Source organism: Nocardia sp. CA-135398 (assembly GCF_050955845.1).
Classification (GTDB): Bacteria; Actinomycetota; Actinomycetes; order Mycobacteriales; family Mycobacteriaceae; genus Nocardia.
In genome coordinates, this window is record NZ_CP192084.1 from 2,090,636 (window position 1) to 2,106,479 (window position 15,844).

Sequence of the window (15,844 nt, forward strand, 5' to 3'; positions counted from 1 at the left end):
CATGGACCGTGTATGGGCTATCGGTGCGACACAACCGGTTTCGTACCGGATCCGACGCACTCGCCACTGCCTGGATCCCGATAACAGCGACATGGCCGACGCGGTCGGCATCGGCACTCGGCGAACACTGGTCTTCGTCGATTCGACCGTCATGAGCCTGTTCGGTGACCCGATCACCGGCTACTTCGACAACTACACCACAGCCTGCACGGTGGTTCCGATCGAGACGACCGAACGGACCAAGAACTCCGACACCGTCGGCCGGATCATCCGCGAATACGACAAGTTCGGGCTTAGCCGTCGCCGCGACGCCGTGGTCGCGATCGGCGGTGGCGTACTGACCGACGTGGTCGGATTCGCTGCGAGCATCTACCGGCGCGGCGTGCCGTACATCCGGGTACCGACCACACTGCTGGGGATGGTCGACGCGGCCGTCGGAGTCAAAACAGGCATCAACTTCAACGGTCGCAAGAACCGGCTCGGCACCTACTTCGCGGCCACCGACACGATCGTCGACCCCGGGTTCCTTCGCACCCTTCCCGACCGCCAGATATCCAACGGGATGGCCGAAATCCTGAAGATCGCCCTGGTCAAGGACAGCGGCCTGTTCGACCGCATAGAGCACCGGTGGACCACACCGCGAGGCTTCGGAACAGACATCACTGTCAGCGGGCCGATCATCGACACCGCGATCACCGCCATGCTCGAGGAACTCGAACCGAATCTATGGGAGGACAACCTCGCGCGGCTGCCCGATTTCGGGCACACCTTCAGCCCGGCGTTCGAGCTTGCGGCCAAACCCAAGCTGTATCACGGTGAAGCCGTCGCGATCGACATTGCCCTGTCGTGCCTGGTGTCGCTGCATCGGGCCCTGGTCGAGCAGGATTGCTTCACCAGGATCGTCACGCTCATGTCCCGGATCGGCCTGCCGTTGAGCCACGGCTGTATCACCGAGGACATCCTGGCGGCTGGGCTGGCCGACTCGATCCGCCACCGCGACGGCAACCAGAACATTCCCCTGATCACCACGATCGGCACCGCAATCTTCGCCCAGGACATCTCCCTCAAAGAGCTCCTCGCCGCCGCCGACACGCTCCGCCCCCTCCACACCGAACTGTGCGAATTGCGATGCGCGTGACCACTATCGAAAACCGCGCACTCCTCCGCACCGGCAGCGGGCTTCACCTACGACGGAACACGACCCACACTCTTGGCGCCGGGCCGTTGCGGCGCATCCTGCGTGTGGGTGTGTGCGGCACGGACCTGCAAATTCAGCGGCGGGTTCGTCCGGACCAGGCCGCGATCCTGGGCCACGAAGGAATCGCCCTGCGGTTCGACGACGATGGTACCGCGCGGTGTTGCGAGATCTTCAATCCCGTCGACCCCCATAACCAGGACGTCATCCTGGGGCACAGCTACGACGGGATCCTCCAGGACTTCATTGCCGATACGGTGCCTTCTCGGTGCGTAGTGCCCGCATGGGGTAACTTGCCGGTCGATTTCGGCGCACTGGTCGAACCCGCAGCGACAGCCCTTTACGCCTGGGAGTTGATGCGTCCCCACCTGCCTCCGAAGGCGTCGGTGGCGATCTTCGGGGGCGGTTGCGCTGCGCTGCTGATGGCGATCCTGGGCGAAGATCTCGGATACCGGATTCGCCTGATCCATCCACGCGGAGAGAGGCTCGACTTCATTGCCGACCTCGGTGTTCTCGAATCAGCCGAGCTCGCCGACTTCCCGCGGCCCGACAGCGCCGATGGGGCGGTCATCTGCCTGCCTCGCGAAGCAGCGTGGCAGGCGATCGAGCAGGCCACCTGGACCCTCACGGTCGGCGGCGTCCTGGACCTGTTCGGCGGAGTACCGACCCGCCTATGCCATCCCGCGGTTCCGCACATCCCTCTGGCCGCCGTACGTCGCATGAACGTGTGCGGGAAAGCTCAGGGTCCCCGGCACATCGACGCAATCGCCAGCACCGGCAAGCAGCTTCGGATCACCGGTCATCGCGGGACGTCCCCGGCGCAGCTGCACGCGGCACAGCAGCGCCTGATCGCGGCACCTGCTCGATTCGGAAAGGTTGTGACGCAGGTGATTTCCCTCCCGGAGGCGGCGAGCGTCATTCCTGCGATGGCCCGGCGCGACAGAGGTCGAGGCGAGAACGTCAAGATCGTCGTCGATCTGGTCATGCACCAGCGATCTCGCCCCGTCGATCTCGCAACCACCGTCGCCGATCAGCTCCAGGATCAGCGATGACCACTACGGCCGGGACCAGCTACCTGCGCATAGAGCACCGCAATCGAACCGCATTCCTCACCACGGTCGAGACCCAACTGACATCCAACGAAAACCAGAGCAACACAGTTCTTTTCGCTCCACATGTGGCCGGGATATGCCGGTCCGATCTCCGGGAGGTCATCGGCACCCGGTTCGGTCGCCGGGACTTCGGCCACGAGCTGGTCGGCACCATCCTCACCGCGCCAGCGCCATTGAAGGCCCTCGAAGGCCGCACCGTCGTGTTCGATCCGCATCCGGAGCTGACACGACGCACCTCCGGGTTCGCCGAACAGGTCGAACTCACCGGCGATCCCGGCCAACTGGCCGCAGCATTCGTCCCCGTCCCGGCGGGCCTGGACGATCCGATCGCGGTGTTCACCGAACCTCTCGCCTGCGCGGTGCATTGCGTATCCCGCCTGCACCAGGTCACCGCCGAGGTCGGCGTCGGCCCACACAGCCCGGTCGCGGTAGTCGGCGCAGGCATGGCTGGCACATTGATCTGCGCTGTACTCACCGCCCAAGGCCACCGCTGTGTGCTGATCAACCCTCACCCCGAGCGGATCGAGTTCCTGAACGCCCGCAACGTCCTTCCCAGCGAGATCCCGCACACCGGCCCGAGCGGCGCGAGATTCCAGCGGGTCATCCTGGCGACCGCCGTCGCGAGTCCGGAGCACGTGGCAACCGGCATCGGCCTCCTCCAACCGGGAGGTTTGCTGATGCTGTTCGCAGGAACCCAGCCCGCCACCAGCCTGGGCGAGGTCGACATCGATCGGGTGCGCCGCGAGCAACTCGCTCACCCAGTAACCAGCGGAAACAAGCGTGTGACGGTGGCCGGTACGTACGGTGCGCTTCGCTGCGACTTCCTCGACGCTCTGTCGCTGCTGACCGAACAGCCCGGCCCCACGCAGTGGTCGCTCGCAGTCTGCGTACAACGCCTCACCACCCGCGTCCTGCCCCTGCAGGCCGCCGCGGACTACCTCACCGTCAACGCCGACCGCGGTGTCCTGGGCAAGACCCTCGTGTATATCCGCCCACCGATCCCGCTGGAGTCGAGATGAAGGTGCCCCGATACAACTACCGCAGCCAATTCGACGATCTGCCCGGCGTCACCGAGCGCATCGGCCGGGCCTTGGTCACAGGGACCTACATCCTGGACGACACAGTGGCACAATTCGAACACCGCTTCGCGACCTATCTCGGCACCCGATACGCGATCGGGGTCAACTCGGGCACCGACGCGCTCATCCTGGCACTTATCGCCCTCGGTGTCGGTCCCGGCGACGAGGTCATCACCGTGGCAAACACGTTCCACGCCACCGTCCTTGCCATTACCACGGTCGGGGCCACCCCTGTGCTCGTCGATTGCGAACCCGACACCTACCTCATGGACCTGACCGCCGCCGAGGCCGCGTGCGGACCCAGAACACAGGCGATCCTCGCAGTGCACCTGTTCGGCCGCACCCTCGACATGGACCGGCTCACTGCGATCGCGCACCGGCACCAGGTCGCCGTAGTGGAGGATTGCGCGCAAGCTGTGGGAGCCACCTGGGCGGGACGCCGAGTCGGGGCCTTCGGTGTTGTGGCCGCCTTCAGCTTCCACCCCAGCAAGAACCTCGGCGCCGCGGGAGACGCCGGTGCCGTAGTCACCAGCGACCCAGAGATTGCGCACACCGTGAGGATCCTGCGCGGTCTCGGCCAAGACGGACAGAACAACCACGTCTCACTCGGTGTCAACTCCAAACTCGACACCCTCCAAGCCATCGTGCTCGACGCCAAACTCGACCACCTGGACGGCTGGAACATCCAGCGCAAACATATCGCCACCCTCTACGCAGAAGCGTTGCCCCGCATCGGAATCCCCGTCCCCGCACCGCCTCCGCCGCCGGGCGATCACGTGTACCACCTTATGCAGATCGCACTTCCGCACCGAGATGCAGTCCTGCAACAGCTGTGGGCCGATGGAATCGACGCGGTCGTCCGCTACCCGACACCTATCCACCGCCAACCCGCCTTCGCGCGGAACGGTTTCGAGTCGGCGTTCCCCCATGCTGACCATCAGGCCGCCCACACGCTGTGTCTGCCGATCCGCCCGGACCTGCCCGAGAAAGACATCGACTACATCTGCCGCAGCCTGCACAACGCCATCACCGACCAGGAGATCCCCGCATGACCATTTTCGTAGCCCCAGCACTCTTGGGAGCCGATCCGCTGGACCTGCGCAGCGCGATCGACCACATCGAGCACAGCGACGCACCTTACCTGCACCTGGACATCATGGACGGGCACTACACCAGCGACATCAACTTCGGGCTCCGCACCCTCGCCGCCATCCGCGCCCACACCCCAATGCAACTCGATGTGCACCTGCAAACCCTGCAGCCCGAACGCTATATCGACGACCTCGTTCGGATCGGAGTCGACCGCGTCTCCATGCATGTCGATGCAGCAACCAATATCACCGCTGCGCTCGATGTGCTGCAAAGCGCAGGACTTCGCAAAGGACTCGTACTCAACCCCGAACACGGCATCGAGCGCCTCGCCCCCTACCTCGGCCGCCTCGACTTCATCATCCTCATGACCAGCAAACCCGGCACCAGCACCTTCGATCCCACCGTCCCGAACAAGGTGCGCCACCTCCGCGCCCGGCTCACCGAAAACTCCCTCGACACGGTGGAACTCATCGCCGACGGCGGAATTACCCCCCACACCGCCCCACAGGTGATCGACGCCGGAATCGACACGCTCGTCGCCGCCAGCGCAATCTTCCAATCCGCCAATAACACCATCAAGGGCGCAATCAGCGAACTTGCACACTCCGGCAATCCGGCACCGCCCGACGCGGGGTCATAGCCCGAGCGTGAACACCCTAACGCACGTCGAAGACCTGCGACTTGGCTGTGCATCGGTGACCCAATCGGGGCCGGTGCGCTGTCCGGCTACGCTGGACAGCTGAGCAGAATCTCAGCGCGCTCACCACAGCTCCGCGCCTATGCCAAGCAGCAAATGTCGTTGTGTGTCAAACGCTTTCAACCATTCAGAAGCACGCCTGAGTCCCTGCACAGGAAGGAATTTCGCCTCTTGCCCGAGGAATCCGGATCCGTTTCGGTCGAGATCGTGAGACGGGTGAGTGACGAGACGCTGGCAGCTCTCACCGTCCTGCTACCCCAACTATCGGCCTCCGCGTCGTCGTTGACCCGCGAACGGCTCAAGACAGTTTTGGCCGCCCCCGGCACAGAGCTTCTGATCGCCCGGACCGCAGATGCCATCGTCGGCATGTTGACCCTCGTCACATACACCATCCCCACCGGCCTGCGAGCCCGCATCGAGGACGTGGTCGTCGATCACTCGGCACGCGGACGCGGTATCGGAAAAGCCTTGATCGCTACCGCGATCGACATCGCCGAACAACGCAGAGCACGAACAGTCGACCTCACGTCCGCGCCAACGAAGACCGCCGCAAACCAGCTGTACCAAAACCTCGGTTTCACACCACGCGAAACAACGACCTACCGAATCACCCCTACCCGCCCAGCTGACAGTCCCAACACCAGGCTCGCCCAGCAGAATGAATCACCGTAGAAGCAACAAGAGACACATCGCCGACAACGACTCACTTGCGGCGCCGAACAACCCAGCCCTGACCCACGTTCGCATGAGTAACCCACTCGACTAGGAACCTGAATGGATGATTCGCCATCCCTCGAAGAACAAATCCGCCACCACGCGCTGACCCTGGCATCTATTGCCAATAACGGACTGGTGTTCACCGCTGACGTGTTCGATCGGCAACGCTACGAGCAAACCCAGTCGATAGCGACCGAACTACTCGCGCTGGTCAGCAACGGTACACCGGCCGAGTTGGACAAGATCGTATCGCTCGAAGAGGGATACATGACCCCCAAAATTGACGTCCGAGGCGGTGTCTTCGACGACACCGGACGAGTCCTGTTGATCCGCGACCGCAGCGACGAGCAATGGACACTGCCTGGCGGCTGGTGCGACATCCTCGAACCACCCTCCGAAGCGATCGAACGAGAGGTACAAGAGGAATCCGGGCTCACGGTCCGCGCCTCCAAACTTGTCGCCGTCCTCGACCGCGACGTACAGAAACACGAGCCCGTGTTCCCGTATCACGTGTACAAGATGTTCTTCCTCTGCGACATCGAATCACACGGAGTGCCAAGCCCGATCGAAACAATGGAGGTCGACTGGTTCCCGGTCGAGAAGCTCCCCGAGCTCTCCAAATCACGGGTCCTCGAAGGCCAGATTCGACTGCTCCACGAGCACTGGGCTAAGCCGGAACTGCCGACTGTGTTCGACTAGGCGCGAACCATCGGTGCGCGCCCGGTAGCGACATGCAGATGACAAGCGCAGGGAGGTTTTGATCATATGTAGGGCAAAAATACTTGTCCGCGCCGAACCGCTGATCGGCACGTTTCCAATAATCTCGCGGCTTCGCCACAGGCCAGATCTCAGTTCGCTGGCCAATCTTCGTGCCGCGCAAGGGTGTCGGGCCGACCAAGGTCCATCTTGTGCTCTGCTGATCTGCGGAATCTCGGAATGATGGCCAACTGACCACCGTGTGACCACCGACTTGAGGCGATGGCCACAACTTCTGGGTACCTATGTTATGCACAGGGAGGAAGTCGAACTCGCTGCAGCACACGCGGTCGATGACGGCCTTCCATTCGGAGGTGTGTCCGTCAGGATCACGCCGAGTGCGCCAATTGCATTCTGTCGTCGCCAACGGCTGCGGCTCGCAGGTGAATTGAGTGCCGACGGAAGTCCAGCGATCTGATCGATAAAGGCGGAGCACTCGGCCTTGGTGAGCGTGATGCGTGGCTCTGCGGCGGGGTAATTGAGCATGTCGCGCGGATATTTGCTGTCCCGGATCGACACCGAGTTGATGTCCTCCAAGACCTCGAAGCAGGCGTTGCTGTGGCTGCTGGCTCGACGACAACCCCCCGCACCAAGTTTGGTGATTTTGGGCGACGTCGGACGCAAACCCTGATCCCAATTCGCTATGGAAAAGTCAACCCTAGAAAGGTAAGACGCGCGTGACCTCGAACAAGGAAGCCGAAATAGGCATCCATACTCCCCGGAACCGACCTCCAGCAGTCGGTGACAGCAAGTGCGTGGTGTGCGTACGGCCTTCCGATACCGGAATCGCGGTGCTGGGGACCGGCAAATGGATCGTGACTGTGCTGATGCGGCTGGGCTGGTCATATGAAACGGCGGTATCGGCGGTCGGTAACGCAATAGGCAATACCAGGGAGATTTCGCCTGGCGTCGTATCCGCAACGGTGGCGTGGGATGAGGATTCGACGCTGCTCTATTATCTATGCGCCGAATGCGGTCAATCCAACGGCAGTTTCCGCGTCGGAAAAATTACGAACACGACGATCCTCGCTCCCGTCTACAAAGAAAGTGACTACGAAAAGAATTCGGTCGAAAATGGGGCAGGAAATGACCGGCCTGTGTGATCGATGGTGGTTGTGGATGTTCCGCCGCGAAGAGCGCGACATCACCAAGATCGGTGCGGTACTCCTGGAGCATCCCGGAAAGCCGTTGTCGCGCTGGGATATCCGGCGCGAATCCGGATTGGGCAGGATCCGCATCACGGCCCTGCTTCACAGGATGGCGTCGTGGGAGTGGCTCGAGGACGTGGCCGAGGATATCGACGGCGTCCCGCGACGGGATCGGCTGTACATGCTCAATACCCGCGGGCGAACGAATCTCACAACGCTGTCCCCGCAACCGCCGGATGGCGCGAGAGGCAACCGTATGCCCCTGGCGGCCCGCTGCGAGCACGTCTGAAACCGGACGGGGCGACATGGCCCGGATCGCCACCGTCGACATCGTGCATGTCGACGCCTACACCGCTATAACCGCGCTCACCCCGCACCGCGGACCGGACTGCTCGCCGACACCCTCGGGTGATCGCTGACGAGACCGGTGACCCAAAATGAGCTGCGGGTGGGTCGGCGGGACTGTCCTCCGGTCCGGTCTCCCCACCCGTTCATGCCTGGCTCGGCAGGACCTGCGTCCGATACGACTCGAGACACTGGCCGCCATCTGGCGCGTGTAAACCACGGAGGAGTCCTTCCAGGGTGGTGCAGTTAGTGGGTGCTGGTCGGTGCGTCGAAGATGCCGTAGGCGACGAGGACGTCGGCGCAGTCGGTGAATTCGCTGATCTCGAGACTGAGTGGGAGGGGTTCAGTGGCGTCGGGTGTGTGCAGGCGGATCGGGGCCGGGTAGCGGCGGCCGTAGGCGACCTGCAGGACGGTGGAGTCCCAGATGTGGGCGAATTCGGTGTTGGCCCGCAGTGTCTGGAACAGTTGTCGTGCCCGGGGGACGTCGCGGTAGCGTCCGAGTGCTCCGCGCAGGATGGTGACAGTGAGGCGGGCTTCGTCGTCCCAGTTGTCGATAGTGCGGCGAGCGGTGGGGGTGAACATCCACAAGGCGAGGTTGTTGCCTGCGTCGGCCAAGCCGGGCACCGTGCGATGGAATGTCCAGTTACCGGCCAGCACGGTCGCGAGGGGATCGATGTACACGGCGAGGACCTCGCGGGTATCGAGATGGTCGAGGTGGGCTCGGACGCCGAGGCCGGTGATGCGGTGCAGTAGCTCGCCGGCGGGTGTGAGGTGGGCGGAGGGTTCCCAAAGTTCGTGGAGGTGGCGTTGCTGCCAGGAGTCGAGTCCGTAGGAGCGTGCCAGTTTGGTGACGATGTTGCGGCGGGGGAGGAGTTTGCGGTTCTGTGCGAGCTTGTTGAGGTAGGAGGTGCTGATCCCGGCGTTCTGGGCGGCGGACTCGCGGGACAGGTGATGGTGGCGGCGCAGGAATTCCAGTGAGTCGTGGAAATCGGGTAATCCGGCCGGTATTGGGGCCTGTCCCATCTCACCTTTCCCGTCTCTTCGAGGTCGCGCGTGCGCGGCTTCGGTGTGCGAAAGACGACGTGCTGGATTGCCGTCGCGGTGACGGGCGTGCGCGGGGGAATTGCCTGTCATCGTCGGGACTCCCTTTCGGTAGTGCGGTGATTCGAGGACTTGGCACACCGCAAGGTGTCTGGTGTCTGGCACGGTGAGTCGCTGGCCTTCTGCCTACCGGCCGTCGGGAATCGAGCTGCACGGCCCGCAGGTCCCGGCCATCTCGTGCGATTCGTGTGTCGAGCTATCACAACCCCTCCCAGCCCCACTTCGGATCACCGCCGTTCCGGACGCCGGTCGTCGGGTCGGCGCCGCGGTGCCAAAAGGGGCCGCATATGGTCCTCATGACATCGGCCAAGTCGGGAGCGCTGCGCCACCGATGGTCCAGGGCCACAGCTGCTGCTCTGGTGACATTGTCGCGACGAAACACACCCGGCATACCCCCTCCAGACAGTCATGTCCGGCCATGTCGGACAGGTGCCGTCGCTCGGGCACCACCACCGCGTCGGCGCCCAGGATGCGCACGTGTTCGAGCAGATGCTTGATCGGATCAGTGCTCTCGTCGGTTCCCCGCTCTAGGCGCAGCAGTGTGACCATCCGCCACTGATGCCGGTCGGCCAACTCCCTCATTGCCGTCTCCTCCGCCTCGGCGACTGCGCGCGCCAACTCCCTATTTCGGGGAACGCGCAGGTCCGTGCGTCGGAGCCCAACGACGACGGGGCGCGGACACTGTATCGCCAGCGCACTCAACGGCCACGGTTCCGGCACTGTGCTGACGGTCCGGATCGGATTGGGCGCCTTGGCCTCAAGAGGACCGCAGTCGATCGGCACACAAGGTCCGCCGACGCCGTCGGCGATCAGCAGCGCTTCGGTAGAAAGGGGGCCATGACGGGTTTGTGCGATCACGTCAACAACGCTGCCCCTTCAGCCTCGTGACTGGTGAATCCTGGTCGGCCGTTGCGTTGATCAACGTCACACCAGTGACCGGTGGGGAATCTGCCCCAGCCATTGGGCGCATCGCTGCCATCGGCTATCGACCTCGTCTCTGTCATCTGCTTATTGCTGGAAGAGTCTTTGGTAGGGAAGCTCTTTCAGCGCGTCCGTCACGAGATCGTCGATCGTGATCCACTTCGCTAGTCCTTGACGTTGCACGGCATCGGCGAACGTCTTGGCCGCCAACTCGTCGGCGCGGTAGTGCTGAATCGGCAGGCCGTGCCCGAACTCGACTGCGATGTGGCGCTCCATCCCCATCACCACCAACGAATCTCGTCAGGTTCGAGCTGGGCCTCAGTGTGTTTGCGCTGGAAGTCGTGGCCAGCTATACGGCGTTGCCAACGTCCACATTTGGGCATGCCAGCACCCCTTACACCCAGCCCGGAACGGGATGCGCGTTGCCCCTGCATTGCCGGTGACGTGAAGTCGGCATCCGAGCGCGTCACCGAGAATCCGGCGAGATCGTGATCTCGCCTGTGCTGTGAGGTCACGTCAGCACTGCCTCTCGAGTAGCGGGAGAATCACCTCTGGCGAAGACATTTCGCACCGCCAGCTGATGTGGCCATCCGGACGCACACGAACCGCGGTGTCGTATTTGTCGGCGCCATACAGTTTGTGGGCGGCATAGCTATCGGCGACGATTGCACCCGATGGTGCGGCGGCGCTCAGATCGGGCGGAGTGATCACCTGGTAGTGCACTCGCTCACCGAAACGCCGCGCGATCCGGCTTTCCAATGCCTTCAATCCCGTCGCGGACCGTGCCTCGCGCTGAAAGACCAGCAAAGTATCTCCGGTATGCCGCAACAGCTTATGCACATGCTCGTCCGAGGTCAGGTACGCCTGCGGGGCGCGGTCCCCAGCGGCTATGCCCTCAAGCGTCGTGGCTCCAGGCGCTGTCGGGGCTGTCTGCCTATAGGTGGCGCCGATCCCTGAGATTCCGTTCACCGCCTGCTGAATGAACTCCGGTTCCCGGATGATCTCGAGACGTTCGGGAACCGGAGTTCCGTGATTCATGAGCAGGTCATGAAGCCGCTTCGTCCGTGCGATGACCTGTTCCGCCACCGGCCGCCGCTCCGGCTCGTAGGTGTCGAGCAGCGTCGCCGGGGCTTCTCCTCGGGCGACCCGGGCGAGCTTCCAGCCCAGGTTGAACGCATCGGCGAGCCCAAGATTCATTCCTTGTGCGCCAGCGGGTGAGTGGATGTGGCCGGCATCGCCTACCAGGAAGACGCCGCCGCGCCGATATTTCTCGGCGATGCGGCTGCGGATGGTGAAGTTCGACGCCCACTCCTGGTGGCCGAGAGTCACCGTGCCGCGGAAGTGCTTGTCGAGCACCGATTGGAATGCCTCAGGGGTGATTTCGTCCTGGGGAACTTCGCTCATGTCGCTGACCAGAAGCCGATGCGGGGGGCCAGGGAGGTTGATGAGTAGGGTCATTCGGTCGTCGTCGACCAGGTAGTGGGTGTCGTCGTCGGATAACGGGAGCTTGGCCGTGCCTTGCCGCTGGGCCCAGTCCAGGCCGCGCAACCATACGTCTGTCATTCTCATCTGATCGGCGTGGTACTCGCCGCCGTCGAAGGCAATGCCCATCTGATCGCGGACGCGGCTGTGTAGTCCATCGCAGCCGATCAGCCACTCAGGATGCAGTGTCTCCTCGCGACCGTTGATTTTGTTGACCACCCGGGCGGTGATGCGACCGGCACCATCGGTCACGACAGATTGCAGTTCGGTGTTCCACTCGACGACGCCCCCGAGTTCGGCGAGATACTCCCGCAAAATCTGTTCGATGGTGCCCTGGCTGATATTGAGCATGTAGCGAAACATGCCGTCTAGCTGAGTGAAGTCCAACTGTGCGACCTCACCCGTCCCCAAGAAGTGATAGTTGAACCGGAGCGCACGACGTCCCTGACGAACAAAGCGATCGGCGATCTTGAGCAGATAGAGCAGTTCCAGTGACCGAGCATGCATCACGCAGGCACGCGACGTGTTCACCGGCCCGCTCGCCTGCTCGAAAACTCGACACGGCACCCCGTACGACCACAGCACGATCGCATGAAACAATCCGACCGGGCCAGCGCCGACCACAGCGATCCGATTGCGTGCAACGGAATTATGAGACATGGAAATCCTTCATGCCGTGTCGGATGGCCGACGAGTGATACACAAACCGATAATGCGTCGAGTTATGCGTCAAACAGTGAATGCCTAACTCGAACGTCGGAACATCGCCCGGCGGCAACGGTGCGGAATATAGACTGGATGCCGTCGAGGAAAATCGCTCCGCCGCAGCAGCGATCAATGCGAGAATTCCCACCGCTGCAAGCGCTGTTATTCAGGTCCGTTCAGCAGATGGCAGGCGGCTTCGCACTGAATCAACGGACGGGTGGCTAGGTAAAGACCTTCTGCATGTAGCCTCGGTTGTCGTTGTGTGGATAGGTTTGTGTCGACAACCGAGATGCTTCCACGTTCTACTCATGTGCGGAATAGGGAGTGCTTATAGGGTCCCTATAGACGAATCCCTATGAGCCGTTGTGCGGCCATGACTGGTCAATCCAGCAGACGGGTCAGAGGATTTCCCTCGACTGCGACTAAGGGGTGAAAAGTGAAAAAGGGCGGCCGGGCACGCCAATTGAAATCGGGCCAGTACGGAGCGCACACGGGGAGCCCGGCACCACTCTCCCGCATTTCGGCCCTATGTATGACTTCGATGATCCGGATACCCGGATCCGCTCGCGTCGTTCATCCATCTTGGCGCAGCGGCTCGTCGCTGGGCAGGCTGTATACGATTTGAACCGGATGGCTACGGTTGATGTGACACCGCGGCTTGCCGCTTGGCCCCAGTTGTCAGGAGTTGTCGGCAAGATCCTGGTGAAGGACGTCCGCTGGGACATGCTTTGCGATATCCGCCCCTTTCTCGATGCCTAGTTTCGTGCGTATGTCCGCGACTTGGGTGTCGTAGGTTTTGGGGGAGACTCCTCGGGCGGAAGCGATTTCGCCCCTCGTCTGCCCCTTTGCGATCCTGATTGCGACGTCTCGTTCAGCCTCGGACAAGCTGTCCCAGCTCGCATCCGATAGGCGCAGTGTTCCCAAGGCATACCGCTGCACCTCGTTGTGTTCTGGACGCAGGCGGGTGCCTCGCTTCTTTGCTGCGTCGAAGACGGCTGGCCCGAGCACCCGGCGAGCGACGTCGGTGGCTTTACGGGACTGCGTGGCGAATGCGCCCATCTCGCCGATTTGAGTGCCGACCCCAGGCCCTGATCGTAGTGTTTCGAGTCCACCGGCGAGGATAGCGATTTCGCTGGCTCTTGCCGTGGTGAGCCTCTTGCCGTCGTGGTTGCGTGAATCCGTGCTGTGCGCTTTGGTGATGAGTTTCGCCAGCGTCCAGGCTATTAGCTCGACCGACCACATCGCGCCCCATAGGTCGCCGATGGACATCTGGTATGTCAGTGACCGCCGCAGGACGGTCAATGCTTCTTCAGGCTTGTCGTTCTTGTTCAGGGCGAGAGCCCAACTGAACTCCGCCCACGATATCGCCGACCGCGCTCCAGCGGCGGTGGCGCTTTCGTAGCAGAGGCGTGCGATCGTGTCAGCCTGCTTTGGGGTTCCGATCAGACCGGCCGCCAGACCAGCGAACATGGCGGCCATCATGGCTGAGCCGTGGTCGCCGAGCGCAAGGAACTTGTCTCGGGCCCGCTCCAGGATTTCGATTGCTCTGGGGTTGTTGTTCGCCATGAACTCCGCTGTGCCCGATGCCATCTCGGCGGCGGCGGACAGGTCGAAGTCTTTTTCGGGGTGCTCACGCCAGTCGGCTCTGGTTTCCGAGTCCGGGATTCGGAGCTCGACGGACTCGTCGAGTAACTGTCTGGCGTCTGCTGCCTCGCCCTGACGCAGGGCTAGCCATGCGCTGTATGCCAAGGCCTCGACCTGCAGTTCGGTGGGTTCTGGCGTCATGGTCTTTGATTTGTCCAGGCAGCGCTCGATCCAGCGCCGTGCATCGCGAATTGATCCCAACATGAAGGGCGCTCGCAGCTTGATCAGTCCGATAATGATCTGTAGCCCGGCACCAGCCTGTCCCGGCACCTTGATGCTCGTCTTGAGGGCGGCGATGATGTTGTCCCACGCTGCGCGAGCCCAGTCGAGCAACTCCTGCTCTTGGTCGCTGAACCAGTGGTTACCTGCGTAGACGACCTTGTTTTGGTAGTAGTGCAGGTGCCGTACGTCAAGGCGGGTCCGCTCGCCGTCGCCGCTTTCGGCAAGTCGCCGTCGCGCGAACACCCGCAAGCTCTCCGGCAGGGAGTACCGCACCGTCGTCGCGGTGCGGTGCACTGTGACCATCGATCGATCGACCAAGCGTTCGAGCAGGGCTTCGACGTCGTGGCGGGCCAGGGCGGCACCCGCGTCGCCGATAGGGTCGTCGCCGCAAATGGCTTTGATCGCGTCGAACTCGGCTCCACCCACCATGGCGTTGGTGTTGTCGTAGGGATTCATGTCGAAGGCCGAGGCGAACACGGCCATCCGCTCGAAGAGCAGCTTTTCGGGGTCGCTGCACAAGTCGTAGGACGAGTCGATGGCGTCCTTGACTGCTCGATGTCTGGGAGCGGCGCCCACGCGAGGCCCGTATCGCCAGTCCAGTCGAGCATCGTCATCGTCGCCGGTGAGTCCGTCCAGGATCATGCGCGGTACCTGTTGCCGCAATCGCCCAGCCATCAATTCGATATTGAGGGGAAGGTTTTCGATGTGGCGGCAGATCTCGGCGACGACGGGTTCGTCCTGCGAGCTGATCGGATGACCGGTAGCGGCGGCACGCTGTTTGAACAAAGCCACGGCGTCGTCGCTCGCCAGCTGGCGCACGCCGATGAGCTGTTCGTCGATCCAGCCGACCGGTTCGCGGCTGGTGGCCACGATGGTCAACCCCGGCACCGCGTCGAGCAGGTCGTTGATGAAAGGCCGGACTCCTCCTTCGAGAACGGGCTCACAATTATCGAGAACAAGCACGGTGTGCTGGGGCGAAGTCCCGGGCTGAGACAGAGTGTCGACCAATGCAGCCCAATCGGGTCGCACCGAGTGGTCAGCCTTGACCACCTGCCGGGCCGTTTCCTCCACCACCTCACCAACATCCGAGCCCGGCGCCAGCTCTGCCAGCCCAGCCCAGAACAGCCGCGTGCTCTTGTCCACCATGCGGAATCGGCTGATAGCCGCAGTGAGCAAAGCCGTTTTCCCGATCCCGCCCCGACCGACGAGGGTGATCAGGCGGAACGATCTGCTCAAAAGCAGCCGCACAATGTCGTCTAGCTCGCGGTCACGACCGACCAACCTGTGGGTGGGCGCCGGTACCACGCCCATCGTCCCCGCCCCGTCCTCGTACACACAAGGGACTATATAGCGCTCGCGGGCGCTCCTCCAGAATGCGACACATTCTTTGTGCCGCACACTGATCCAATCGGCATCGCCTCAAACTCATCAGCCTCACCCGTAGGGACCTCGTAGGGAGTTTCCAATTTCCACTCTCCCGACGTAGGGGTTCCCTATTTCCGTCCGTTCTCGCCATAGGCACGCCGTAGGGAGTCCCTATTCCGCTCGTCGTCGATGTCGTGGAGAGTTGGTATTGATTTCCTGGAGAGCGCCACGTGCCGATCGTTTTGCTTGACGTCAGCGAATTC

14 protein-coding genes are annotated in these 15,844 nt (G+C 62.7%); 9 read left to right on the top strand and 5 right to left on the bottom strand.

From position 1 onward, the window contains the following. The first annotated feature begins 1 nt into the window (after window position 1). The 9 genes from ACQP1T_RS09365 to ACQP1T_RS09405 all read left to right on the top strand — a co-directional run bounded on the left by ACQP1T_RS09365 (window position 2) and on the right by ACQP1T_RS09405 (window position 8,085). Window positions 2–1,138 carry a sedoheptulose 7-phosphate cyclase gene (locus ACQP1T_RS09365; RefSeq protein WP_433759549.1) on the top strand — a complete coding sequence of 379 codons (1,137 nt, stop codon included), beginning with the start codon at window positions 2–4 and terminating at the stop codon, window positions 1,136–1,138. Then, complete coding sequence (locus ACQP1T_RS09370; protein ID WP_433759550.1) at window positions 1,135–2,247, top strand: hypothetical protein; 1,113 nt, start codon at window positions 1,135–1,137, stop codon at window positions 2,245–2,247. The genes ACQP1T_RS09365 and ACQP1T_RS09370 overlap by 4 nt, the downstream gene beginning before the upstream one ends. Further along, entirely contained in the window at window positions 2,244–3,326 is a 1,083-nt protein-coding gene (locus ACQP1T_RS09375; RefSeq protein ID WP_433759551.1) for a hypothetical protein, read from the top strand. The genes ACQP1T_RS09370 and ACQP1T_RS09375 overlap by 4 nt, the downstream gene beginning before the upstream one ends. Further along, window positions 3,323–4,438: a DegT/DnrJ/EryC1/StrS family aminotransferase gene (locus ACQP1T_RS09380; protein WP_433759552.1), complete on the top strand. Its 1,116-nt coding sequence runs from the start codon at window positions 3,323–3,325 to the stop codon at window positions 4,436–4,438. Before ACQP1T_RS09375 ends, ACQP1T_RS09380 begins: the two co-directional genes overlap by 4 nt. Beyond that, the gene (locus ACQP1T_RS09385) at window positions 4,435–5,118 is read left to right on the top strand and encodes a ribulose-phosphate 3-epimerase (protein WP_433759553.1); all 684 of its coding nucleotides are present in this window, start codon (window positions 4,435–4,437) and stop codon (window positions 5,116–5,118) included. The genes ACQP1T_RS09380 and ACQP1T_RS09385 overlap by 4 nt, the downstream gene beginning before the upstream one ends. A gap of 273 nt (window positions 5,119–5,391) precedes the next feature. Next, complete coding sequence (locus ACQP1T_RS09390) at window positions 5,392–5,847, top strand: GNAT family N-acetyltransferase (RefSeq protein WP_433759554.1); 456 nt, start codon at window positions 5,392–5,394, stop codon at window positions 5,845–5,847. A gap of 102 nt (window positions 5,848–5,949) precedes the next feature. Then, window positions 5,950–6,591, top strand: a complete 642-nt coding sequence (locus ACQP1T_RS09395; protein ID WP_433759555.1) for an NUDIX hydrolase N-terminal domain-containing protein — start codon at window positions 5,950–5,952, stop codon at window positions 6,589–6,591. Between the two features lie 734 nt (window positions 6,592–7,325). Beyond that, window positions 7,326–7,751 carry a hypothetical protein gene (locus ACQP1T_RS09400; RefSeq protein ID WP_433759556.1) on the top strand — a complete coding sequence of 142 codons (426 nt, stop codon included), beginning with the start codon at window positions 7,326–7,328 and terminating at the stop codon, window positions 7,749–7,751. Window positions 7,752–7,767: 16 nt separating this feature from the next. Next, window positions 7,768–8,085, top strand: coding sequence for a hypothetical protein (locus ACQP1T_RS09405; RefSeq protein WP_433759557.1), 318 nt, complete (start codon window positions 7,768–7,770; stop codon window positions 8,083–8,085). A gap of 302 nt (window positions 8,086–8,387) precedes the next feature. Here the strand turns inward: ACQP1T_RS09405 and ACQP1T_RS09410 are convergent, their stop codons facing one another. From ACQP1T_RS09410 to ACQP1T_RS09430, 5 genes are all read right to left on the bottom strand, one after another. Further along, window positions 8,388–9,164, bottom strand: a complete 777-nt coding sequence (locus ACQP1T_RS09410; protein ID WP_433759558.1) for a hypothetical protein — start codon at window positions 9,162–9,164, stop codon at window positions 8,388–8,390. 372 nt (window positions 9,165–9,536) lie between these two features. After that, a complete protein-coding gene (locus tag ACQP1T_RS09415) occupies window positions 9,537–9,824 on the bottom strand; it encodes a hypothetical protein (RefSeq protein WP_433759559.1) in 288 nt (95 codons plus the stop codon). A gap of 426 nt (window positions 9,825–10,250) precedes the next feature. Further along, window positions 10,251–10,439, bottom strand: coding sequence for a hypothetical protein (locus ACQP1T_RS09420; protein WP_433759560.1), 189 nt, complete (start codon window positions 10,437–10,439; stop codon window positions 10,251–10,253). 240 nt (window positions 10,440–10,679) lie between these two features. After that, window positions 10,680–12,269, bottom strand: coding sequence for an FAD-dependent monooxygenase (locus ACQP1T_RS09425; protein WP_433759561.1), 1,590 nt, complete (start codon window positions 12,267–12,269; stop codon window positions 10,680–10,682). Between the two features lie 759 nt (window positions 12,270–13,028). Continuing rightward, window positions 13,029–15,551, bottom strand: coding sequence for an NB-ARC domain-containing protein (locus ACQP1T_RS09430; protein ID WP_433759562.1), 2,523 nt, complete (start codon window positions 15,549–15,551; stop codon window positions 13,029–13,031). Window positions 15,552–15,844: the final 293 nt, after the last annotated feature.